The sequence below is a fragment of the Acinetobacter johnsonii genome, from assembly GCF_048551975.1.
GTDB classification, from domain to species: domain Bacteria; phylum Pseudomonadota; class Gammaproteobacteria; order Pseudomonadales; family Moraxellaceae; genus Acinetobacter; species Acinetobacter johnsonii_A.
This window is the reverse complement of sequence record NZ_JBIMCF010000006.1, coordinates 98,271-120,436: the sequence shown is the minus strand read 5'-3', so window position 1 is coordinate 120,436 and position 22,166 is coordinate 98,271. Positions and strand designations below refer to the sequence as shown.

Annotated in this window: 29 protein-coding genes, 1 tRNA gene and 1 pseudogene; 1 reads left to right on the top strand and 30 read right to left on the bottom strand. The window is 40.4% G+C overall.

Translation table 11 applies throughout. From position 1 onward, the window contains the following. Positions 1 to 75: 75 nt before the first annotated feature. From ACG9ZB_RS07445 to ACG9ZB_RS07435, 3 genes are all read right to left on the bottom strand, one after another. Positions 76 to 597 carry a Rha family transcriptional regulator gene (locus ACG9ZB_RS07445; protein WP_419325183.1) on the bottom strand — a complete coding sequence of 174 codons (522 nt, stop codon included), beginning with the start codon at positions 595 to 597 and terminating at the stop codon, positions 76 to 78. Between the two features lie 218 nt (positions 598 to 815). Beyond that, complete coding sequence (locus tag ACG9ZB_RS07440) at positions 816 to 1,697, bottom strand: KilA-N domain-containing protein (protein WP_419325182.1); 882 nt, start codon at positions 1,695 to 1,697, stop codon at positions 816 to 818. 81 nt (positions 1,698 to 1,778) lie between these two features. Continuing rightward, positions 1,779 to 1,934, bottom strand: a complete 156-nt coding sequence (locus ACG9ZB_RS07435; protein ID WP_279701939.1) for a hypothetical protein — start codon at positions 1,932 to 1,934, stop codon at positions 1,779 to 1,781. A gap of 114 nt (positions 1,935 to 2,048) precedes the next feature. On the opposite strand from ACG9ZB_RS07435, the gene ACG9ZB_RS07430 reads away from it, so the two are divergent. Continuing rightward, positions 2,049 to 2,372, top strand: a complete 324-nt coding sequence (locus ACG9ZB_RS07430) for an Arc family DNA-binding protein (protein WP_419325181.1) — start codon at positions 2,049 to 2,051, stop codon at positions 2,370 to 2,372. 12 nt (positions 2,373 to 2,384) lie between these two features. Here the strand turns inward: ACG9ZB_RS07430 and ACG9ZB_RS07425 are convergent, their stop codons facing one another. The 27 genes and pseudogenes from ACG9ZB_RS07425 to ACG9ZB_RS07295 form a co-directional block, all read right to left on the bottom strand. Further along, positions 2,385 to 2,846, bottom strand: a complete 462-nt coding sequence (locus ACG9ZB_RS07425; RefSeq protein ID WP_058869399.1) for a PH domain-containing protein — start codon at positions 2,844 to 2,846, stop codon at positions 2,385 to 2,387. Between the two features lie 87 nt (positions 2,847 to 2,933). Next, positions 2,934 to 3,212: a hypothetical protein gene (locus ACG9ZB_RS07420; protein WP_348923770.1), complete on the bottom strand. Its 279-nt coding sequence runs from the start codon at positions 3,210 to 3,212 to the stop codon at positions 2,934 to 2,936. Between the two features lie 65 nt (positions 3,213 to 3,277). Beyond that, positions 3,278 to 3,844: a hypothetical protein gene (locus ACG9ZB_RS07415; RefSeq protein WP_419325180.1), complete on the bottom strand. Its 567-nt coding sequence runs from the start codon at positions 3,842 to 3,844 to the stop codon at positions 3,278 to 3,280. 71 nt (positions 3,845 to 3,915) lie between these two features. Continuing rightward, positions 3,916 to 4,659, bottom strand: a complete 744-nt coding sequence (locus ACG9ZB_RS07410) for a hypothetical protein (protein ID WP_419325179.1) — start codon at positions 4,657 to 4,659, stop codon at positions 3,916 to 3,918. Further along, positions 4,652 to 4,831, bottom strand: coding sequence for a hypothetical protein (locus ACG9ZB_RS07405; protein ID WP_062034617.1), 180 nt, complete (start codon positions 4,829 to 4,831; stop codon positions 4,652 to 4,654). Before ACG9ZB_RS07405 ends, ACG9ZB_RS07410 begins: the two co-directional genes overlap by 8 nt. Before the next feature lie 8 nt (positions 4,832 to 4,839). Beyond that, a complete protein-coding gene (locus tag ACG9ZB_RS07400; protein ID WP_151837119.1) occupies positions 4,840 to 5,292 on the bottom strand; it encodes a phage tail terminator protein in 453 nt (150 codons plus the stop codon). Further along, complete coding sequence (locus ACG9ZB_RS07395) at positions 5,285 to 5,833, bottom strand: phage virion morphogenesis protein (RefSeq protein ID WP_419325178.1); 549 nt, start codon at positions 5,831 to 5,833, stop codon at positions 5,285 to 5,287. The genes ACG9ZB_RS07400 and ACG9ZB_RS07395 overlap by 8 nt, the downstream gene beginning before the upstream one ends. An 8-nt stretch (positions 5,834 to 5,841) precedes the next feature. Beyond that, entirely contained in the window at positions 5,842 to 6,285 is a 444-nt protein-coding gene (locus ACG9ZB_RS07390) for a gp436 family protein (protein ID WP_419325177.1), read from the bottom strand. Positions 6,286 to 6,293: 8 nt separating this feature from the next. After that, positions 6,294 to 6,647, bottom strand: coding sequence for a hypothetical protein (locus tag ACG9ZB_RS07385; RefSeq protein WP_419325176.1), 354 nt, complete (start codon positions 6,645 to 6,647; stop codon positions 6,294 to 6,296). 10 nt (positions 6,648 to 6,657) lie between these two features. After that, on the bottom strand, positions 6,658 to 7,734 hold the full coding sequence (locus tag ACG9ZB_RS07380) for a major capsid protein (RefSeq protein WP_419325175.1): 1,077 nt from the start codon (positions 7,732 to 7,734) through the stop codon (positions 6,658 to 6,660). 3 nt (positions 7,735 to 7,737) lie between these two features. Further along, positions 7,738 to 8,121 (bottom strand): hypothetical protein, encoded by a 384-nt coding sequence (locus ACG9ZB_RS07375; RefSeq protein ID WP_078425823.1) that lies wholly within the window; start codon positions 8,119 to 8,121, stop codon positions 7,738 to 7,740. Then, complete coding sequence (locus ACG9ZB_RS07370; protein WP_419325174.1) at positions 8,121 to 9,089, bottom strand: hypothetical protein; 969 nt, start codon at positions 9,087 to 9,089, stop codon at positions 8,121 to 8,123. The genes ACG9ZB_RS07375 and ACG9ZB_RS07370 overlap by 1 nt, the downstream gene beginning before the upstream one ends. A gap of 57 nt (positions 9,090 to 9,146) precedes the next feature. Then, positions 9,147 to 9,542: a hypothetical protein gene (locus tag ACG9ZB_RS07365; RefSeq protein ID WP_419325173.1), complete on the bottom strand. Its 396-nt coding sequence runs from the start codon at positions 9,540 to 9,542 to the stop codon at positions 9,147 to 9,149. After that, positions 9,543 to 10,748, bottom strand: coding sequence for a phage minor head protein (locus ACG9ZB_RS07360; RefSeq protein ID WP_419325172.1), 1,206 nt, complete (start codon positions 10,746 to 10,748; stop codon positions 9,543 to 9,545). It lies immediately after the preceding gene. 47 nt (positions 10,749 to 10,795) lie between these two features. Further along, positions 10,796 to 11,377 (bottom strand): hypothetical protein, encoded by a 582-nt coding sequence (locus ACG9ZB_RS07355; RefSeq protein WP_131772996.1) that lies wholly within the window; start codon positions 11,375 to 11,377, stop codon positions 10,796 to 10,798. A gap of 69 nt (positions 11,378 to 11,446) precedes the next feature. Further along, entirely contained in the window at positions 11,447 to 12,904 is a 1,458-nt protein-coding gene (locus tag ACG9ZB_RS07350) for a phage portal protein family protein (RefSeq protein ID WP_419325208.1), read from the bottom strand. A gap of 42 nt (positions 12,905 to 12,946) precedes the next feature. Beyond that, positions 12,947 to 14,305, bottom strand: a pseudogene (gene terL, locus ACG9ZB_RS07345) (phage terminase large subunit); the annotation flags it as partial. Beyond that, complete coding sequence (locus ACG9ZB_RS07340; protein ID WP_419325171.1) at positions 14,295 to 14,762, bottom strand: DUF2280 domain-containing protein; 468 nt, start codon at positions 14,760 to 14,762, stop codon at positions 14,295 to 14,297. The gene ACG9ZB_RS07340 and the pseudogene terL, both read right to left, overlap by 11 nt. Before the next feature lie 46 nt (positions 14,763 to 14,808). Continuing rightward, positions 14,809 to 15,438 (bottom strand): putative metallopeptidase, encoded by a 630-nt coding sequence (locus ACG9ZB_RS07335; RefSeq protein WP_419325170.1) that lies wholly within the window; start codon positions 15,436 to 15,438, stop codon positions 14,809 to 14,811. Positions 15,439 to 15,509: 71 nt separating this feature from the next. Continuing rightward, positions 15,510 to 17,039, bottom strand: coding sequence for a P-loop ATPase, Sll1717 family (locus ACG9ZB_RS07330; protein WP_279697050.1), 1,530 nt, complete (start codon positions 17,037 to 17,039; stop codon positions 15,510 to 15,512). An 835-nt stretch (positions 17,040 to 17,874) separates the two neighbouring features. After that, a tRNA-Met gene (locus ACG9ZB_RS07325) sits at positions 17,875 to 17,951 on the bottom strand. A gap of 966 nt (positions 17,952 to 18,917) precedes the next feature. Continuing rightward, positions 18,918 to 19,472 carry a hypothetical protein gene (locus ACG9ZB_RS07320; RefSeq protein WP_419325169.1) on the bottom strand — a complete coding sequence of 185 codons (555 nt, stop codon included), beginning with the start codon at positions 19,470 to 19,472 and terminating at the stop codon, positions 18,918 to 18,920. Continuing rightward, a complete protein-coding gene (locus tag ACG9ZB_RS07315) occupies positions 19,469 to 19,846 on the bottom strand; it encodes a DUF559 domain-containing protein (RefSeq protein ID WP_419325207.1) in 378 nt (125 codons plus the stop codon). Before ACG9ZB_RS07315 ends, ACG9ZB_RS07320 begins: the two co-directional genes overlap by 4 nt. Positions 19,847 to 19,878: 32 nt before the next feature. Further along, positions 19,879 to 20,145: a winged helix-turn-helix domain-containing protein gene (locus tag ACG9ZB_RS07310; RefSeq protein WP_419325168.1), complete on the bottom strand. Its 267-nt coding sequence runs from the start codon at positions 20,143 to 20,145 to the stop codon at positions 19,879 to 19,881. Beyond that, positions 20,142 to 20,885 carry an ATP-binding protein gene (locus ACG9ZB_RS07305; RefSeq protein ID WP_419325167.1) on the bottom strand — a complete coding sequence of 248 codons (744 nt, stop codon included), beginning with the start codon at positions 20,883 to 20,885 and terminating at the stop codon, positions 20,142 to 20,144. The genes ACG9ZB_RS07310 and ACG9ZB_RS07305 overlap by 4 nt, the downstream gene beginning before the upstream one ends. Further along, positions 20,882 to 21,817 (bottom strand): replication protein, encoded by a 936-nt coding sequence (locus ACG9ZB_RS07300; protein WP_419325166.1) that lies wholly within the window; start codon positions 21,815 to 21,817, stop codon positions 20,882 to 20,884. The genes ACG9ZB_RS07305 and ACG9ZB_RS07300 overlap by 4 nt, the downstream gene beginning before the upstream one ends. A 65-nt stretch (positions 21,818 to 21,882) precedes the next feature. Continuing rightward, entirely contained in the window at positions 21,883 to 22,119 is a 237-nt protein-coding gene (locus tag ACG9ZB_RS07295; RefSeq protein WP_419325165.1) for a hypothetical protein, read from the bottom strand. Positions 22,120 to 22,166 lie beyond the last annotated feature (47 nt).

Here is a 22,166-nt window from a genome sequence, read left to right as displayed (position 1 = left end):
AAACACAAACATCTACATACAAAAAAGGGTCACATTTAAAATGCGACCCTTTAAGTTTTGTTAATCAGCATGGTGTTAATCTAATTTCTCGAATAAACATGGTTGCATAAGGCGCTCTACATCAGTAATTGCTGTTACCAGCAAATCCCTTTTTTTGCGATAACTACCAAGAATGTGACCAGCCAAACTTGCATCTGCTTTTTCAAGGTTTAATTGAAGCGATAATTTGTTATGAATATTGTTGTATGTTAAATCCTGAGAGCGAATAAATTCTCGTGTTTCAAAGAAAGCTTTTACTAGGGCTTTTTTAAATTCAATTACTCGTGGACTATTACGCATTAGTGTCATGAGAAATGTTGCTTGCTGCTCATTTAATGGAACAAACTTAACATCACCACCACCGTGCTGACCCTCTAATCTTGGTTGGATTTTAAATCTGACCAAGCCAAACTCTTGAAAATCTGGCATATAAGTTCGAACAAGCTTAATGATTGTGGCATGCTGGATACCTAAACCTAAAGCAATTTGTAGCGTGGTTGTCATGGGTTCGCCATTTTCATCACGCACGATTTCAATTGGTTTCAACATAGCATTCATAATTAACTCCTTTTGAGTTTTGATAGGCCTGAGTGCAGAATGCAAATAAAACAAACAGGCATTAAAAAAGCCGACTTGTTAAGGTCGGCTTCGCTTGGTTAAATCTTAAAACTTGTCAATAGGGTTTAAAACCCAATGAGATCACGTGGTGTCAACAGGTGATTTCTCTCTTATACGTGTCCCACTAAACAAAAAAACCTCCCGAAGGAGGTTCATACTTATTTACTGAAATCTAGTCCCATTTTTTCTTTAAAACTTGCATGCCACTGATAGTCTTTTGTTTTTTCATCAATCGCCAGTCTGGTTGGCTTATCAATGAAGTGAGTTGCAAAACTATGTCCATCAATAAAGTTATCATGAATATCTCCTGCCATTCTTGGGCTAAGAGCTCTAATAGCTGGGCCAAACTCCTTCCACCATTTGTAAACCCATATCATATGAATAGCCAAACCTTGAATATTATGTTCATTTAAGTTAAATGCTTCAGGCTTAGGTTCATTCTTCTCAGTCTTAACCTTTAGATCCATCACTTCCAAATAGTGCTTAGCATCTTCAAAATGAATTGCACGAAGTTCTCGGTAACTTGCAGAATATTTAAAGTGGTTCTTTAAACGGCTCCACATTTGAACAATCGTGTTTTTATTGTCACCTGCACGTGTATGGACAATGTTATAGAGAATTCCAGCCTGTTCTGGTGAGATAGTTTGCTTACCGCCAATCATCCATTCCATTACTTGTGATCTATAAGCACGAATTACCATTAGATGAAACTTAGCAGAAATCCACATTGCGTACGAATAGACTAAATCCTCTACCACATATGTACCTTGGTCTTTCCCTCTCCCACGAATTACATTAATTGCACCAGAATTATGATTCTCAGATTTGAGCATCATAATATTTTGCTCAATTTCCTGAATTAAATCTTTGGTCTGTTCGTTTCGTAAAAAATTAGAAGGTTTGTGTTTCTCTAATCCACCACCAGCTTTATGCAAGTCATTAATGCAATAACGCCCTTCATCATCTTGACGAATTGAAAATTCACCAATAACTAAAGGTTGACTATTTGGGTTTAAAAGATTTTGTTGTATAGTGGTCATGTTGACTTTCCTTTAAGTTGTTGACATCAATTAAGCTCCGACTCCGCCAAGATTCAGGGGCTTTTTTGTTGTCTGTGATAATCATGCTTTCGCACTCTTGTGTTTTTCTACCAGTAATTTGACTGCTTCATTCAAAAGATAAACTATTGATCTTTTGTCTTCTTTTGCAATCACCTTAAGTTCTCTATGCAAATCGCTATCTAAGCGCCCTTTTACGTAAACAATTTCTTCTTTCATGGTGCCTCCTGATAATGCCACACTTTGTGGCTTTTAATAACTATAGCCACACTTTGTGGTAATGTAAATACCTATCGCAAAATATTTACCACAATTTGTGGCATTGAGGTTTTAATGAGTAATCAAACTGATCACACAATAGTTAGATTGCGTGTGCCGCCTGAACTAAAACAAAAAATTGAAGAATCCGCGGAAAAAAATAACCGCTCACAAAGTGCTGAAATGGTTGCTCGACTAGAAGAAAGTTTTACTTCGGGATTAGTTGCATCCGACCCATATAAGAGAATGCTTTTAGCTGTCATTGCAGGTATTTTGGCTGAACAAGCTGATAGAGAAAATCCTTCATTTGAGGAAGCAATTGATCGAATAATTAAAGCCATAATGATTGATGAAAATACTTTGCAAAACATGCTGAGCGTCAATAAAAAAGCACCCTAAGGTGCTTTTTACTTAAGAAGTTTGCTTATCTTTATCATCCAGCTCATCAAGGAAATTATTCACCTGTTGTCTAAACTCCATTGGGCGAGCAATGTATGGGATTGGCGCATGAGATCCACCAGTGCCTTTCACAACAATAGAGCCGAAATTGAAAATTCGCCCAAGCACGCCTTGACTTACACCCAAACTTTCAACGCGATTTACCTTTAGCTCAATTGTGTTTCTGCGAATCAAACCTGATTTTGCAATGATTCGACGATTAGTAAGCGCTAATTCTGTTGTTAAAACATGTACCGCAGCAATTCCAATCAAGATTAACCCAATAAAAACAGGAACCCCGCTTTTAGAACCAAGTGCGGATAGGATAAGTAGCCCACCAAATAATAGATACCAAAACTGTGATAGCCAGGTAACTTGCGCCTTAATGATTATTTTTTCATCTCTTGCTAAATTCTCTTCAATATAGCTACCCATTGCACCCTCTTATTTGTTTTTAAAAATCTTGGACATAGTACTTTTGACGAACTTTTTTATCAACCAATATAAATCTAAGTGTTCTTATCAACGCCCACTGCGAATAGTAGTAACTTTGCCATCTTCAATTACAACAGTGAAAGTTTTACTACCATCGACATAGCTTAATTCACGCACTGAAACGTCTTTACCACCCACGTTTTTAACATAATCAAAATGTGATACTGGCTGGCCTGCGGCTGCAACGACTTCGCCATAGCTTTGACCTTTGCGAACTTGTTTACCGTTAATGCTTGCCCCTGCTAAATTCGCATTTGCTAATGTAAAAACAGACATCAAAGCAGCTGTAATTATTAATTTTTTCATGAATTTACCCCTCGTTATAATTGGTTAAATCATAACCTGCTAAAATTCACAGCACAATGTGAAAGTTACTGTTCTTTCTCAAGACTCTTGATGAATTCATTGAACTTCTTATTGATAGCGTTCTGCGCTCGAGTTGCAATCGCTAAATTACGCATCTTCATACGCTCAGCTTTTTGAGATGCTTTAAGGTAATGTCGGAATGAACCGTAGCTCATTTGCATGATGCTTTCATGTGAGTGGCCATTGGATACTAGAAGCTGAAATACATCAAACCAACTACTCTTTTTTCGCGGATCTACATCGTCCCGGTGTTTAGATTTTGGCTCGGAAAAGAATGCGTCATTTACATTGATCACAGCATCCAATAACAAAATATTGAGTTCACCCTGTTTCTTAAATAGATCGATGACCTGTTCAATGCTGCGTTGCAAACAATAGGCTATCAATTGTGTCGATTCAAACGAATGAGCATCAAAGATCATTTGTGTGGTTCCATCTGGATGATTATTCAAAAAGTCTTTAATGACCTGTGCTGCACCCGACCACTCATCAAAGTTTTGCATCTGCAGCTGGTGCACCGATAACTCACCTGCTTTGACGGGTCGATTTGAAGCGATAAAAAAATCATTCATGATGAAATCTCAAAAAGTACAGGCACAAAAAAAAGATGCCTATTGCATCCTATTTAAGTGCCTGTATGTGTTTATGCTGCTTTAGGGATTTGGGTGTAGTAACCGTATAAGCCAAGCGCACCATCTTTATCTTTGGTCAGATCACCTAAGGCATCACCACTGATTTCGTATGAACCAAATTCTTCATGAATAAGGCCAAAGCTCGAATCGGGCGATTTAATTGTACGGTGCAAAGCTAAGAACACTTTGTCTTTGCTGATCTTATCAATACCTTCAAAGAACAATGCATATTCAGCACCGAAATCAGATGCGATCGTAGTATGTGTCACAGCTCCAGTTTTATAACCAATCACAACTTTTGGCAAATCATCAAGAAACTCGATCGTGCCATAAACCGCATCTAGCTTATATTTCGTTGATTCAATAGGAACTGCGGGTGATGCACCATCAGTCACTGTTGGTAGAGTTAGATTAAAACCATCCAGTTTAATCTTCTGACCTTTCGTGACCGCACCTAAATCATGGTCAGCTACGGTTTTGGTCGCGACTGCGACATTTTTACCTGACAGGATATATGCTAGGTTATCAGCATCAACCTGCTCAAGTGTGCCGCTAAACGAAACCGCTGTAGTGTTGTATAGCACTAAATCGGTCGTATCATCACCCGACATTGACTCGGTATGCTCAATCTTGTCAGCAGTGATTTCAAGCGTAAAGTCAGGAATGTTGCCAAGTTCACGCATGGCACCAACAACGCCTTCAACAATCGGGGCAAGTGAGAACTTACCGCGTAATGAAATGTACTTCTTAGCCATTCGCCGGCACCTCTTTAGTTTTTGGTTTAACTTCTGCTTTTACCTCAGGCTTGATTGCTTCAATCACGCCATCTTCTAAAAGCTGTTTAATTTTTTCTTGTGGTAGATCACCCACAATTTGACCTTTCACCCATGGGCCAATCGGCTTTAAGGCTTTGTATTGCGTTTTCATAAGGTTCCTTAATCAGGTTCGGTTTGAATGAATAGCTCGGACTCTAGAACCACTGTTGAGTAGACACAGCTTTTAGAAATGTCTTCCTCTGTGTTCATATAAATCAGTGGTTCTACACTGGATTCAGGTTCCCAGCCACTCAATTTCTTGATGATCTTAATGGTTAAATCACCAGCCATATCGAAAGCTTTAGAACCATCTGTCACTTGTGAGGCGGCATGCTTACAACAAGCTGTCACTTCCCAGACCACTTTCAGCTTTAGCGCATCGCCTTTGCTTACCACTCCTGCACTTTTGGTACGGCGAAAATTAACTTGGATGTTGGGGGTGATTTGAGACAGTTCAGTCGTCGCACCTAGATTTTTAGGGGTATATATTTTCTTTACACCCCACTCATCCTTGAATTGCTCGAGGCGCGCTACTATTTCATCTCGTACCGCATATAGATTTTCATCACTCATCTAGTAAAACATCCTCAACAATGTTTAAGAGTTCCTGCTCGTCATCTACAGTTAAACCCAACCAAGCACGTGCAGGCATTTTCACGGTATAAGCACCAACGGTCACGTCTTGAGCAAAGTTAGATCTTGTTTGACGTACAAAACGATTACCGACAACACCGGTCTTTTGGTTTTGTCGGAAGTAAACCGTGTTTTGACGAGCCTCATGTTTGACTTCACCGCCAAAGTGATGGATCGCACCATACTCAACGTCTGTACCAACTTCAAAACCATTGCTGATTGAATTGTTGGTGATAGAGTTCATTAGTCGCGATGTGTCACGAAGCGTGGTACCGCCTTGGCGCATCACCCTTACGGATAATGGCCACTTGCCGTATAAACCCTCTCCACGAGACCAGCGTTCGCGGATATTCTCCACCAAGGCTGCACCCATGCGCTCATAAAGTCTGGACTGACGCTCTTCAACGTCTGCATACAAACTTAGAGCTTTTGAGACCGCTGATTCACCATCGGCACGAATTTCAATTAATGCGCCTGGCATACGTCACCTCACTTTATGCTCGGCATTTTTCCAAGGACATCGTCACCAAAGACACCACCCGTATAAGTCGTGCCTACTGGGGCTGTAGATGGTTTGTTTTTAGGTTGGTCATCCACGATCTGGCTGGTTTCCACATTCTGAATTTGCAAATGTGCTTTATTAGTTGCAACGAGCTTTAAAAAGCTTACCGCATCTTCATAACGCTTACGCACTTCTTCAGTGGGTTGCTGGAAATAAAGCCGATAGCGTGCAATATCACACGCCATTCGCTCTAAGTTGCTTGGCACATTTGGAAGAGGTAAAGGATAGCGACCACCGATGTACCCATTAATTTCTTCAGATGCGTCTTGTAAGGCATCCTGAACAGCAGTTGATACACTTGCATGCATCAACTTCAATTCATCAATCTCACCACCAAACCGCGCAACTAGATTTGCTTCAGTCGCGTACATGGGTCACCTTACTTATCAGTAGTAGCTTTCTTGGCTTCGGCGGTGGCTTTCTTTAAAGCAGCTTCAGTTGTGGCTAGTGATTTTTCCAAGCCTTCAACTTTCTTTTGAAGCTCTGCCACTTCTGCGTCGGCTTTATCCTTACCTTCAATAAGGATTGCCTCATTTGCTTTCAGCTCTGCCACTTCTGCAGTAAGGCTTGCAAGCTGGGTGGCAGTACCATCAGCCTTAGGTTGTTCTGGAGCTTTTTCTTCTTCAATAGCTCCAGATGCTAAAAGGGCCTGAAGATGTTTTTCTTCAAGCCCTTTGACTTCTTGTCCTGGTCGGAAGTGACCGAGGGACTGTTTTGCAATGTACTTTGGCATGCTTTATTCCTTATACAAATCCACGACCACCAACAAGACCGTTCTTGTTGTTAGGGACTGCGAGCGGTGATGATTCAGCTAGCATTTGAATGCTAGATGGGTTCTTTTCCTGCCATTGGCTTAGGTAAAATTCTAAAGCTTGGCCAAACGCTTCTACGTTCTGCAATGCACAATGTGCAATCCAACCATTCGCATCTGAGATTAAGCCAAAGAAGTCTTCAGGAATGAATCGCTCTGATTGACCACCACCAATGCTGTGCTTAACGTCATACGTCCAAAATTCAATATTATCAACAGTGCCACGGAACTGAGGTTTATCAATCTGATCAAATGTTGGTGTGAGTGGTACGTTAATACCAGCATACGGTGCAATAAACTTTTCTTTAAACTCTGGGTCTTTAATCAAGGTGTTGTACACCTTTGATGTCGTCAGAGCCATACTTGGTGATGTGCCTGAATGCTCCACAGACAAATCAATCATAGATTGAATATCTTTGACAGGTGTAGCACCAGCTTGCCCCCACTTGATTAATGGAGCGAAATTACAAGCAGCGTTGCGCTCGTAATCTACTTCATACATTGGAAAGTCTGCAGAAGCGAAAGTTGTCTTGCCATAAAGCAAAACATCACGCGCAATCAGCAATTTACGGTTTTCAATAGACTGACGCAGATATACAGCCTTTTGTGCTTGGTCAATCAAAAGAAGATCAGCGTCACTTAAACGATTTGAACCAGTTGCAATGACACCGAATTTTCGCAATTGACTAATCAAAGCAGTGTTTTGTACTTCACTCGGCATAACCGTCATCATTGGCTTTAAGTATGCAGGTTTAACGAAGTTCACTTTGCCTGATTCCCCAACTTTAATCTGTCGACCTGCAGCCGTCGGGGTCACAAATGGTGCTAATGGAGTAGCTGTATTTAATTCACCAACTGGCACTTCTTGTTTCGTGTACGAAACACGTTGTGGAAAGAAGCGATCCATTAGCCATGTATCAACTTTCTGGGTTGTATCAGTAAGAAGTACCAACTGTGGTATATCCAACAATTCCACAGGTGCATTTTGAAATGTAAATGTCTGACTCATGAATTAATTCCCTGATACTTTACGAAGTTCGATTTTGTTGACCAATGCCTGTGCACGCACAGCATCGTACTGACCAACTGTTAATGGGGTACCGTTTACAGTCACTACAGCAATATCAAATGCACCTTGCACATAGATCGGCATTTCTAGACCATTCGCTGCATGGTAGGTTGCTTGCTCTACAGTCATATCTGTATTTGCAATCGCATTCCAATCACCTACCGATCCTTCTGTGACTGTAGGGTGATCCGCTAAGTTATTTGTTCCAATCTTGAGCAGATCACCGCGCTTATACGCTGTGCCCGTTTTTACTTTTGCATTTTCTGTGCGAACACCATCCCCAACTACAAGTTGTGTTGTGGTGATTGTTTGAGTAATTGTGCTCATTAATTTTTTGCTCCTTGTTGAGCTGCAGCAAATTGGTTAAATGCCTGATCAAGTGCTGAACCTTGATTACCGCCTTGCCCTTGCCCACCCTGACCACCTGTAGCTTGGTGAGTAAACAAATGCTGAAAGTGTGATGGAATATGTTGCTGCTGCTGACCAGCTGCTGGCTGAGTACCTGCTGAGAATTGACGAAGTTGTTTAGCTGAGAATGCAAATGCAGAGTCATCTAATGCCTTCATCTCGGTAATATCTTCCGCACTAAATTCTTTGCCCAGATCTTTACCTAAAGCAGTAATTTCTGCTTCACGCTTGGCTGCAGCAAACTGCTTGTTTTGGGCTTCAAGCTCAGAGTTTTTAGTCTCTAGCTCTTGGATACGGGCTTGCGCCTTTTCTAATTCGGTCACTTCTGTGTCCTCTGTAGGTTGATTTGTTGTACCGGGTTTTGCTGAGAATGCATTTACCGAGGTTGTTCGATCCGCACCTGTTGAACAGATCGTAAATTCGCGGATACGGTTATTTCGAAATACTGCGACTGGTCCAGTGAAGGTTTGTCCATTTACAACAACATTCACCCCTTGCCCTACTTCTTCAACAGAACCAGGATCAATGAACATGGACATCTGAAACGGATAACCATCATCTGCATCATCTACTACTTCACGCGCTTTCGTATTGCGGAGAAAGTCGCCAGTCACTGTGATGTTTTGATTGATACCGACTTCCTTCACTACACCGACACGACTGGTACTGAAGTGCTCTTCTAGTAAAGGTGTTGGGGTTGAAATCTCAATTCCTTCAAGATCGAAAACAACACCATTTCGACCCCAAAACCAGTGACCATCAACACGACCACCACCGTAAGCCGTGCCTTTAAAGGTTCGCTTCTTATCCCCCTCAACCTGAGGAACAATGTCCACGGCGGATAGTGAGAATAGGTACTTGCCCTGCTCTTCATTAAGTTCAGGCATTTTTCATGCTCCATAAAAAAACCACCTTAAAAGGTGGTCTTGAATGATTGTGATTACTTAAATACTTTGAATTAACAGATTGAGTTTTTCACAAGCTGTATCTTTTACATCAGAGCATCCATTGATATTCAATACAGCGGCCAATGTGTCAATGATTTGTAGTGTATCTTCTAATGGATAGTTGAATTTTAGACCGGCACCTTTAGATTCCTTATTACCTAACGCTCGACTTCCATTTGATACATCTGAACTTTGACTTAAAGCATTTGAGCCAAAGTCTTGACCTAATGCATGACAACCACGCTCATCTACTTTTAATGCACTCGTTAAAAGTATTCGAAGTTCTGCCCGATCTTCTTTAGATTCCGCGACAATTGAATCGATGTTCATTCCGGTTAATGACATGCCATTTTTATATAAGACACTCATTCCATTTTTTAAAATAAGCTTCATCTAATTCACCAATGCTTTAAGTGTGTAAATCATCTTGCCATTCAGCGCTTCAATCGAAACCACTTCAAATGACAAACCCATTGGCATTAATACGCCATGACCAGCATTCAATTCGTTTAGATCAATGCCTAAGCCTTTCGCATTCTCAATCTGCAACACCACATCGGAAGCATTTTCAGCTAACAGTAATGGCGAATTAAATTGAATCGTTTGCCCAACTTCATAAGCGACTACATGCTGCAAGGTCACACCGCCTGTCACGATTGCAGCAGAATTACTCGCCACGGCGTTTAAGGCTTGCATGTCCTGTGTGAGCCAATGTTTTAAAACATCGTCCGCTTTCGAGCTCACAGACGCATTTAGGTAGTTCGTGATTGCAGCATCATTTCCCTGCACGTAATCCAAAAAAGTCTTAATCGCACTTGGTCTAATGGATGGATCTAAAGGAATAACCGTATTGGCCACTGTGTTGAATAAGTCACGACTAGAATCAGTCATCGGGGCTAACAGACTGGTGAGCTTTTTGGATGCAGTCCATTCGGCTTTAATTGCCTCTTTCTGCTCTAGTAGATATTCTTTATCAAGTAATGACTTAGAAATCTTCTGATCCACCAAAGCCTCAAATTCTCCGAATTGCAAAGGATGTGAACTCCAATCCAATGCTTCTGCAACCTCAGGTAACTTATCATCTGGCGTGATGCCGTATTTAAGCGCCTGTTTCTCTGTGAGGGCGATAACCGTACAACGACAGCGGAAACCCAATGGAGGGTAATGCGTTAGCCAAAATGGGTGATCAATCGGTAATACAATTCGATTCAGCGCTAAATGTGCTGGACGTACGCGACTATCATTGATAGCCGAATACATCAGATACTGACGTTTGTCTTTATTTCGTTGCTGTTGCTGCCAACGCCCATGGCCATATGCACTTTGGATATTGGTACGGAATACATTGTCTAGGTAATGCTTGGGTAAAATGATTTCAGACTCAGCTACAAGCTTCTGAAAATCGTTAAAGGTGCCACCCGATGCTAAGGTTTTGTTAAGTGACTTAATCACTGACTCAGCTTGTTCAAGACTCGACAGAAAGCTAATCGTAGTCGCCATCTGCCGTGTCTTAAGATCCATTGAGTAAAACTCATCAGGCAACACCACTTTCTTACTATGCGCATAATGCAGCGCTTCAAGAAACGTGACTGGTTGCATAGCTCCATCCATAAAAAAAGCAGCCTAATGGCTGCTAGATTTTTTTATTACTTTACCAACCTCTTCAAGTCAGTCAGGTTTAAAAACAAATAAAATATAAATAGAAACATGAAGAATATCGGTGAAATTAGAATTAAATAAGCAATCCCCATAACACTCTTACTTATGTAAAAGTTCACTACCATGTAATTAATAAACCAATTTCCCAAGGACATTAGTACTAGAAAAACGAATGCAAAGAAAATCATTGAAGAGATCGCCATAGCAACTTCTTTGCAGTAGGTTTTTAAATTTAAATCTAATTTTGTAATTCTTCCATTTTCGTCAGTCGTTTTTATAAGTACTTGATCCCAAAATCCGACTATAGATGCAATGATTTCGAAGTTGATAAAATCAGGATGTCTAAAATAATAATCCACCAACTCTTGAGAAGCTAAACCATTTCCAGTTAATTTCTGTGCTGCAGAATTCTTCCGTGCTCGCTTTTCTTCCAGAGTCATCTCTGTTGATGCGTCAATTTCAGAAATTTCATTAAAGTAATTATTTCTTCTTTTTGCACGATCATCTGACTTAGCAAATTTATCTTTTCGGCTTATATAAAGTTCAGTCAACTTTGTAAAATCAATCATTACCACCCCCATTTTTTCATTTTAAAAGTGGTAATGATTTTATATGCTTACAAGTTAAATGTAACTTATCTATTTACCCCTACCGGCCGTCACATACCCCAATACATCCCCGGCATACAAAGCTTGATCTAAATTAGCTTTGAATTGAGCCTTGGACGCCATGGGAATAAGTTGCATTAAATTGCTGGCTAAATCCTGTGGATCCGTCGATTCGGCCACCAATTGTTTAATCTGATCCTGATTCAATAGCTCTAGGTCATCTTGGGCATCGGTCAGCTCATCCACCTCTTGCTGCTCAGGTGAGTGCTTTTGTACAGATGCCTTAAAGCTGAATGCTTGATGAGGTAATGCAGAAAATTGGGTACTTGGAACCACTTGCTCAACTGGCTTTAAATCACCATCTTGCAAGTTGTACTCACGAATGAAGTATGACTCTGAAAGATTTGCACCAGCATTCTTTAGGTGTGTATCCCGCTCAGCCTGTTCTTTATTCAATGGTTTCGTTTTTTCACCGAGAAACACTTTATGTGGCTTCCAGTCATTCAACACACATAACGCATCCACGACGGCTTGAATTGTTGGCGTAACCAATCGAATGTCTGACTTAAGCTTGTCGCCACGGACATTCTCATGGACTTGACCAAGTGCATAGCTTCCCTTGCCATCCGTACCACTGGTAAGAGTCTGCCCCAATACAACCTTTTGGATCTGCTGTGCCAAGGTCTTGTTGAATGTCTCAAAAGCACCGTTAGCTGAACCAGAGCCTTGAGTTGATAGAACTTGAACATCATCTTCAATATCAATCGAAAGTACACTTTGCGCATGAGCATTGAGTAATGCTTGGCTCATATCATCGGTCTCAGTGTCTTTACACTTACCCAATAATATAGGTGTACCAAATCGCTCCAAGAACTTAGCCCAAAACTTAAACCCATTCTGTTTGAAGAAGAACAGCCAATAGAGTGTCGCCAGTAATGCCTTGCCATAAGGTTGTTCAAATGAAGCCTTACGACGAGTGAGGAAGAACTTTAGGAATTGATCAACTTCCCGATCTGCACCACCACCGTCTTGACGATAGATCAAGCGCCCATCGTTTTTAGGCTCAAACCATTGCATTGGCTTTTCACCAATCCACTGCAATCCTAGATATCCCTCTTGTTTTACTTCGTATACAGCCTCTTGCACTGAATAGCCAAAGAACAAAGCATTTAGTGCAGCTGATGCAATTTCGAAGTACCACTCATCAAGCTCAGCTTTTAGATATACTGCCTCTGGTGTATCACTAGGCTCAATGCGGAACGGCGTAGCCAATAACGCATCAATACGTGTCTCTACTGCCTGCGCAATCTCATCATCATCCAGTAATACAGATAAGCGATGACGAGTAATACCCGCTTTACGCAATACCTCATCATTGTCAGGACGTCTTCCAAAATGTGTGAAAAAGTTAGAAATCGCTTCTTGAGTGTATAGACCACCTTTGGACAAAGCCTTCTTTGACGCTTTGTCCTTTTTAGACTTTGCCATGTGTTTTCCTATTGATATGTACGACTTTTTGCCTATTCGTGCTTCATTTAGCTCCGTAAAGCCATCACTACATCCATCCACTTGGTCGTCATGCGTACCATTTGGAAAGTTGCGTAGTTCCTCAATGAGTGCTTTGTTCCAATCACCACGGAGCATCTTTACATTGCCGATGTTGACCTGAGCTGCGAATGGTTGTGCCCGAGTAATCTTGTCACCTGATACCGTCTCAGCATTAACATTGAAACCTGAAAGCATCGTGATGAAGTTTTTAGCTTGAGATTTACCCGCTTGACCAGGATCTTGAGGTAATCGAATCGAAACAGATTTGCCATCCATTTGAGCTGTTTGCTTAATCGTATTTTCTACCCCATCAGGCCCCCATCGTCCGCGAACCATATCGACGATGTAAATCATGTTTTCCTTGGTCTTTAGCATTCGAGGACCTGCAGTCCAGTCACCTTCATTTTCAGAAGCTGCTAAGTCCCAAGCACGAACTTCTTTGATGAATTCCGCGGGTAACGCATCCACAATTTCAATTCTGTCAGGCTTAAAAAAACCACCCGCAGGTGGTGATGGTAACTGTCGATACTGACCAGAGAAGACATACGGCGCTGCATCCTCCATGACCCTTAATCGCTCAATACTATGTTTTTCTGGCCAGAGTGCTGAGCCATCGGGCTGAATTGCAGGTAAACACAAATGTTCCCACTCTTCGCCATTCCCGCCATCTAACAACCAACCTGCAAGGTCTTGCTCATGCAAGCGCTGCATAATGACGATAATGGGCGTATCAGGTGAGTTTGTTCGAGATTCCAAAGTGTTTTGAAACCATTCAATCACATTGCCACGGATCGTGTCTGAACTCGCTTCACTGGCTTTATGCGGGTCATCAATAATAATGGCTCCACCAAACTCTTTTCGGATCTTACCTGCACCAAAACCAGTGATGGTACCGCCCGTACCTTGCGCGTAGCAGACACCTCCAGCAACCGTTCGCCAATCATCTTTCGCTTTACTATCATCCCTTAACTTAAATTCAGGAAATACTCGCTTAAAGGCAGTTTCTTGAACTAGGTTTCGCGTCTGGAATGCGTTATTAGCCGCTAAGGTTGCTGAGTAGCTGATATGAATAAACTCACAATCAGGAACTTTACCAAAGCACCAAGCCATGAAGTTAATTACAGCCAGCTCGGTCTTGGAGTATCGAGGCGGGACGTTAATGATTAAACGCTTAATCTCTCCACGGAAAACTCGCATCAAAGCATCACAGACTACTCGATGGTGCCAGTTGTGCATCCACTTGTACTTACGACGTTCTTTGAACATGTATCGAGAAAAGAAATACAAGTCCTCTTGGGCCTCTATGCGTATCGCAAGTTCACGTGCTGGATCAGTATTCATCTAAAACTCGCTCCCTCGCTTCAAGGTAGCTCTCAGTTGAAACATTGGAATTTACAGTCTCGATTGGCTTGCCATCTTTGCCTGTGATCTCTTGTCGATTGGTAAATTGACCACCTAAGTCCTGCGCTGCTTGCTTCATGATGTTTAGTGACATCACGGTATTTCTGGCATTTTTTTCAAGATGCTTTTGATACTGCTTTAAGCGGTAATACTTTTGAGTAATCGGAATATCAATCAATCCAGCATCAAACTTCTCACGGGTCTCATAAAAAAGGTCGACAAATTTCTTGGAAAGATTTTTACCGCGTTGTTTTGTGGGATCGTATGTTGAGCATTGTACTCGATCAATTTTCACCCCAAATTCTTGTGATACAAGCTCCGCTACTTCTTGTGGAGTGTCACGGCACGCAAGAGCTTGAACTATAAATATTTTTACAGGCTCTTTTAGGGCTGCCATAACCACCTCTTTGTATCACTACGTATCACAAAATAGGCAAAAAAATTTAAGCCAATTTTAAAAGACAGGTACCACAAGCATGTGCAATTTTAGCTTTCCCAATTGTTGGCCCATCATTAGCAAGGTCTACCATCTTCTGCACATCTTCTGATGCACCATAGCGTTGAACCACACCATGAAACTCTTCAACATCATGTGGTCTTAAATAGTATTTATATTCACCCGTTGAAGGACTTATTAAGTAATTCCCATCTTCGTCCCGCTTGGCACCAAGGTGGTAAAGCTCATGCTCAATCAATGCGCAAAATTCTGTATCGCTTGCCTGTGAGGCGAACTTGGCATCAATGGTAATAATGAAGTCAGGAACACAACCAAACCAATCAATCATTTGTTTTTCTTGTCGCAACTTACGCCAGCCACCCGCCATAGGCGAAAACTTCTCGGTTTGGCCCAATACAACTCTGTCAGCTTTGATGAATGCAGAAGACGCCCATAGAACTTTAAATAATGTGCTAGACCACGGCGATATATGAGCGTGATCAGAGTTGTAGAGCTTTCCATCACTAGAAATGAAAGTATCGATAATCCACTCTTCAAGCTCTTTTGCTGGCTCAAAATCAACATTATCTAAAGGGTCTATATTTAGAAGTCGTTCTGGTGGTTGTGGCCTTATCATAAATTTCGCCCATTAAAAAACCACCCGAAGGTGGCTTTAATAAGGATTATTGGTGATATAAATCCAAAATTTTAGTTTCTAAAAAAAAGAGGGTGGATTCTGAAATTTTTATTAAAATCAGTAATATCTAACTCCATCTTTTGATGATTTGAAAAAATAACAATGTCTTCGGTTTTAGTTCGACCAATAACACCGCAAACAAACCAAATATTTAGAATATCAGTAAAATCAGATGCAATACATTTACTAATTACATCATCATCTAAATCCTCTGATTTGAGTAAAACTTCGCAAAATTCATCCTTCTTACTTACTAACACCCCAGTGTTAATAGTATTGGTTTCGAATACTGACAATGCATCTAAATAAATTCTTAAGTTTGGAAATAAACTATACCATTCGGAGCAAAGTGCTGATTTACGACTTGAATAGAAATCCTCTTCAGCTTCCAACACTACACAATGATTTAACTTACAAACATCACCCGAGACTTTGGATAAACAAAGATTGACATACTCAATAGCATCTCTTGGGCGAAGCATAGTTCTTTCCAGAATATACTCTTTAGCCGTCTTTCCTAGAACCTGAAAATTAAATAAGTCTTCAAAGGTAACACCCTCATTAGTGTATTGCCTTTCAATAATGTAACTTATGCGCTTATCAAGTAGGTTGACAATCTCCTCCCTTCTCCATTCAACATGGGATATCAAAGAAAGGTCCTTTTCCTCTTGTCTCAATTTCTTCTTATAAACACCTTTAAGAATATCGGTTCTAATAGATATTAATACTTTTGTATTTTTTATATCCAACAACTCTCTAAATGCATCCAAAAGCGCGTTTATAAAATCATAACGAATTGAATTTTCGTTCAACCAAGAGCGATCCAAATCATCGATACTGATAATATATTTTCTTTTCTTATCCTTTGTGCCTTCAATAAGTGCACGAATCACTTGTTTTTGCTTGGTTAGAAGCTCAGTATTAACATATCGACTTGTTTGAGATTGTATTTTCTCAGTAAACTCATTGTTCTGTTTACCGCCTACTGTCGATTTTACAGTTGAGACATCCCCTCCAAATGATGCAGTAAGCTCTCGCTGCATTTTGTTTGTAATTTCAGAAATAATATTTTCATTAAAAAAATTATCTGAAAAAGTTTCTACATATTCAGCTGCTAATTTATTTCGATCAAAAACTAGTGCTTGTAAAGATTTCAATAAATTATCTTTTGGAAATGTAAGTTCAATGACTTTAATTAATAAAACATGCAGCCACAATGATTTATAAAATATTCTTATATCAATATCATTTTCAATTAGTGAGTTTATAAAAACATTGTTTTTTATATGCTCAAAAATCATTGATTCGGCTTCAATAGTTACCGATTTCATATTTGGCAAGCTGTTAATTTTTTTTAGAAGTGCAGTCTTTCCTGATCCAGTTCTTCCAACTATCACTCTTTTTGAGAATGAATAATCATTTTCATCAAAGCAGGTTAAATCATTGAAAACCTGTGTTTCCCAAAAATAATCTTCTAAAAAGATATCCCTCTCAGCATCAATTGTCCCTATTCCACCCTTCAATACAAAATGATTTGACATAACAACCTTGTTTTTAAATGTTCTATAATCATGATTTTATGTTAGATAATTATATTTTAATAGTGGAAAACGAGACTTTGCGCCCTAAAATCAGGCGCAATATTAGTCTCTTCTTGAAAACTTACATGATCATCTCCTGTTGAATGAAATACGGTGAGGCATATGTATCAGATAGAAAAGAAAAACCCCGCCAATAATGCATATTGAGCGGGGTTCTATGTGCCGTAATACGTTCGGCAAATGCCACCGAAGTGGCGAGGGTTAATCAATCTCTTTCAAACAATCCCGACACACCTTGATTTCCTCATCATCAATCGTGTAATCGATCTCAGTCGCACCATGCAGGCCGAATAAGCACATCAGTAATCTAAGCATGATTTTACTCCTGGCTAATCAAGCATTTTAACTTGATGTGATTACACTAATATTTCTCAGGGCAATAAAAAAAGGATGTGGTGATCTGCCACACCCCTGCCTATAGTTCGATATTAATCAGCTCGGCAACTGATCTACCGCTACTCACAATCACATCAACCTTACATGCACGGTCAATTTCACTTGCTTTCGTTCTCTTTAAGGTCGGGTTGCCAAGCCCTAACTGGAATTGCCTAAACGATCTAGGCATTTACTCAAGGCATGTACTGCAAGCTGGCACACTCGCAGTATATGATTGCCATATATCAGGCATTAAAAAAGCCCACCATTTGGCGAGCTTTGAGGTTAGTAAATATCTAGGTGGCGGCATTAAAATTTAAACCACTACGAATAAAGTCAAGCCGCCATAAAAAAAGCCTAATCCACGGGGACTAGGCTATAAACTTTGAATCTTTTTCATTGGTAGCGGGAGCTGGATTTGAACCAACGACCTTCGGGTTATGAGCCCGACGAGCTACCAGACTGCTCCATCCCGCATCAACGAGTTAGCTTTATACGCCCTAAGCAACCACAAAGCAAACTTTATTTGAAATATAAGCACTTATAGTATTAACGAAATTCAAAATATCTTAAGCCTACCCTATAATTGCTTCAGTTATAAATGCTGGATGAGATGCTCGATAGAGGCTCAATCTTCTCTTTTCACCCTCTAAAAACAACTTGGGTTCTTCCGACCATATTGATTTTCTCGAATCAAGCCCGGATAGACCTACTGCCCAATCAGAAACAGCCCCATAAACAAAAGTATTATCAGCGAAAATTAATTTGGTCTTGTTATGTGTACTATTTATAAGAACTTTATGTGTTGGTAATGAACCGAATACACTGATCTGAGTGTAAATGTATTTATAGATTTCAGGCATATAGAGGAGCACTTAAAAGAGAGTTTCACTATACCATCTTAGTTGTTTAAAAAGCCCATCAAAGCTCCTGCAATTTGTATACAGCAATAAAAAAGCCCTACATATCTGTAAGGCTTTTCCCCTTGGTCATGTGCGCTGATACAAGGAATCGTTGTTTTTATTTACAACAAAATAATTAAATCATTAATCGAATAAAAAATGAAGCAAAAAACCACTAATAAAAAAGCCCACCTTTCGATGAGCTTACATCCAATCTTTTCTAAAAACTTACTTGGAGGATTTAACCTCATCAGAAAGTTTTTCTAAACCTTCCAACCTGTCTTTTTCAGAAAGGTTATGCACGTGAAAACACAAAAAGAATATAAGTGCTAATAATACTCCACCTAAAATCACAACCCTTTTCATTCTCACGAGAATTCATCTTGATTTAAACATAGGCTTAGTATGTCACCCATTTGCTCAATAAGCCACCAATAAAAAAAGCCCATCAAATGATGAGCTTTTAAGCCTTGGTCTCGGATAAACCGTAATACGACCAGTATAGTGAAACTATAGCTTAGTCTTCGCAAAAACGAAATACCTATGCCTTTAATTCTTTGTAAGTATTTTTCTTATACAACTCTATTGATTTTGATGCTTCATTAATTGCTGACTCGATCGCCATGACCATTAGCTTTTCGTATTGCTTCCATGTCATCCGATAATTATCAACATTCATTTGCATGGTATTAATCCCCGCATAATATAAACGCCCCTGAGCAGTGAAGTTATTCTCAAGCTGGGGATCTAAAGAGAAATCTATAACCATGCGTGCAATTAAGTAAGCCAAGTGATTCATAGTAATTTGTTCAGGCTCTCGCTTCTTATCTACCACGGCGTTTTGAAGCATGATATTTACCAAGTGCATACGCACATATTCATAATCACTTTCACATTTACCATCAAAGACAATTAATGAAGTAACCGACTTTGCCAACTGCGTATCCATTGTAGCAATGGCACCTAAACGATCTTCGTAATTCAAAGGCTTCTCCCCAGTGCCATGAGCTTGTGGCTCAAAGTTTGGCGACTTTGCAGTAATGCCATGAGTCAACCATTCAAATTGTTCAAATTTATCTGCCGTAACTGCCGTCATCCCAAATCCCCTACCATCTTCTCTATTTGCTCAATCGCTTTGCCGCTTTTCACTTGCTCGGTGCTAAACCGTATTACCTGATAACCCATCATTGTTGCTGCGTTGTATTTCTCTAAATCTCCTAAATACCCCTTACCCCTTGTATGCCTGCCATTACTCCAGATCCCACCTTCTACTTCGACCAAGATCTTTTTGCCCTTTAAGTGGAAATCAGCTCTCCATTTACGTGTAGAGTGAAACTTAAACTCCTGCTCAAACTCAATCTTTAAAGCTCTCAGTGCGGTGGCCAATATCACCTCACCCTCACTCTGTACCTTTTCACCTTTAACCTTTGGGCGCTTAGATCCTCTTTTAGGTTTCTTCACACCAATCATCTTTTTGTATTCAGCAATGGAGTAGCTGCTTGTCACCCCTTCACCCCAAACAACTGCTTCGCCTTATCCGTTAAAAAGAATCGCGATTCATCTGCAAAACCTGAATCTTTTCGTTTGATATACCCAGCTTGCTCTAAACCTTTCAGGTATCGCTGTGCTGTTCTTAAACTGAGATCGCTTAATGCAGTTTTGCGAAGTTCGGATACCGTTGCTATTGGGGTAGTTTCAATCGCCTTGAGCGCATGAATTACACGTTCAAATATTGCAATCTGATTCACTGGAGTACTTAGATGCTTCATGCTTCCCCCCCAACACGTTCATCTGCCCAGTTGCATGCAACCACGCTCAGTCCACCTTGCTGAAATCGAGACCAAAGACGATCGCCCAAGTCTTTCTGCAACTCAACTAATGTCAGATTCGAAATCAGCATGGTCGGCTTCATTCGGTCATAACGTGCATATAAAACTTTGTGTACCAGCTCACGGCGTTTATCACGGTCGTGCAAGCCATATTCATCCAAAATCAGTAAGTCGTACTGGCTGAAATCATAAATCACAGATTTTTCTGTAGCGTCCGGCTGCTCCCACGCGTTCATTATTCTCTGTGCCAGATCTTCGCTGGTGATGTACCGTGCATACTTACCTTTGTTTAGTAATGTCCGAGCCGTTGCGCAACTCAGATGAGTTTTCCCTGTACCAGTAGGGCCAACCATCACAAAGTTGTTTTTATGGCCATGAATCATGTTCTTTGCGAATGAAATAACCTGATTCAGTGCATTCTGTTGTCCAGCATGTTGCACTTTGTAATTTTTAAAACCTGATGTTGCATGTCGCTCTGGAAGCATTGCTCCAGCAAAATGTTTTTCACGTACAGCACGATCAATTTCAGCTTGTGCATTGAGCTTTTGTTCTTCCAAAAATTCTACGGCGCATTGTGGGCACTTCTGAAATGGCCCTGCTTGTACCATTGCTATTTTGTGTTTTGAACAGATTTCTTGTATTTGTTTTAATCCCTGAGCCAGCATTGACATTGCGTTCATAGAAAGTCCTCCGGGATATGGACTGATGAATTCACAGGTACGTGATGTTGCGATGCTTGGTCTGCCCAAGCTGTATTCACGTCTAGATCAGAATTTTGTTTTTCAGAACGTGGATAAACTGATGGCTGTTTGTTTTTGCGTTCAGTTTTTTCCAAGACTCTTTCAAACTCTTGAATAATCCACTGTGCAAACTTTCGGTGTTTTTGGTTGTCAGTCAGTTGAAAGTTTTTCTCATGGTGTGTATTGAAGTTTCCAAGATGGAATTGAAAATCTTCCAGACTAAGAATTTCAGAAACACGGTGTGAGTGTTTGGTAGTTTTGAGAATTGAACTCAAAGTTTCAGTATTTGGATTCCACACCTGATCAACCACATTTTCCTGCGTGTTTCTCTCTTTAAAGTTTTCTTTAAATGTTTCTTTAAGTGTTTCTTTAATAGTGCCCCGTTCAACGGTACTAGTCCCGTCACCTTTCACGGTACTAGTCCCATCCCGTTTGTTGGTACTAGTCCCGTCACCTTTAAAGGTACTACCCTCATTTGGTACTAGTCCTATTTCGCGGTACTGGTCAGGAGTGAATACATATTCATTTAGGCAGCCTGTTGTTCTCTCAACTTTGATCAAACCAAGTTGTTCCAGATCACGAATACATGACATGACTGTATCGCGTTTTTTGATGCCACAATATTTCTGAAATTGTGTGATAGCAATTGGGTGAGATACGCGATCAAATCCAACGGTTTGACGCATAACAAACATTAGACACTTAAATGCCTTATCGTTCAGTTGAGCCATAATCTCGCTGTCAATTAGCATGTTAGGCATCTTGGTGTAGCGCTCTTCTTTATTCGACATAGCTTTGCGCTCATTTTTTGGAAAATGAACTACTTGCCCTTGAGGTATTGGTGGTTCATGTGCTAAATTTGAGTTATTCATTAAGATTTACCCTCTGAATTGAATGCTAAAGCCCGATCTCAACTCTCGGGCTTTTCCTTTTTTCATCACGACACTTCACCCAGACTCTGCTCGGTCAGAGAAAGTCGGCGTTTAGCATTAAGTTCAATTGTTGTTGCGTGGCGTAGTAAATGCGAAAGCGCAAATTTGCGATTACCATCCAACAAAATTCCGTCACCCTGCACTTTATGAATTGTCATAAGGTGGTCAGGCATAAATGCATCAACAAATACAACCGTGTCGCCTTTCGCGAAATCAGACTCAATAATTGTTCGCGTACCCATAGATTGATCTTCATCTTGATAGCAGTTGATCTGTACTAAGCAATGGT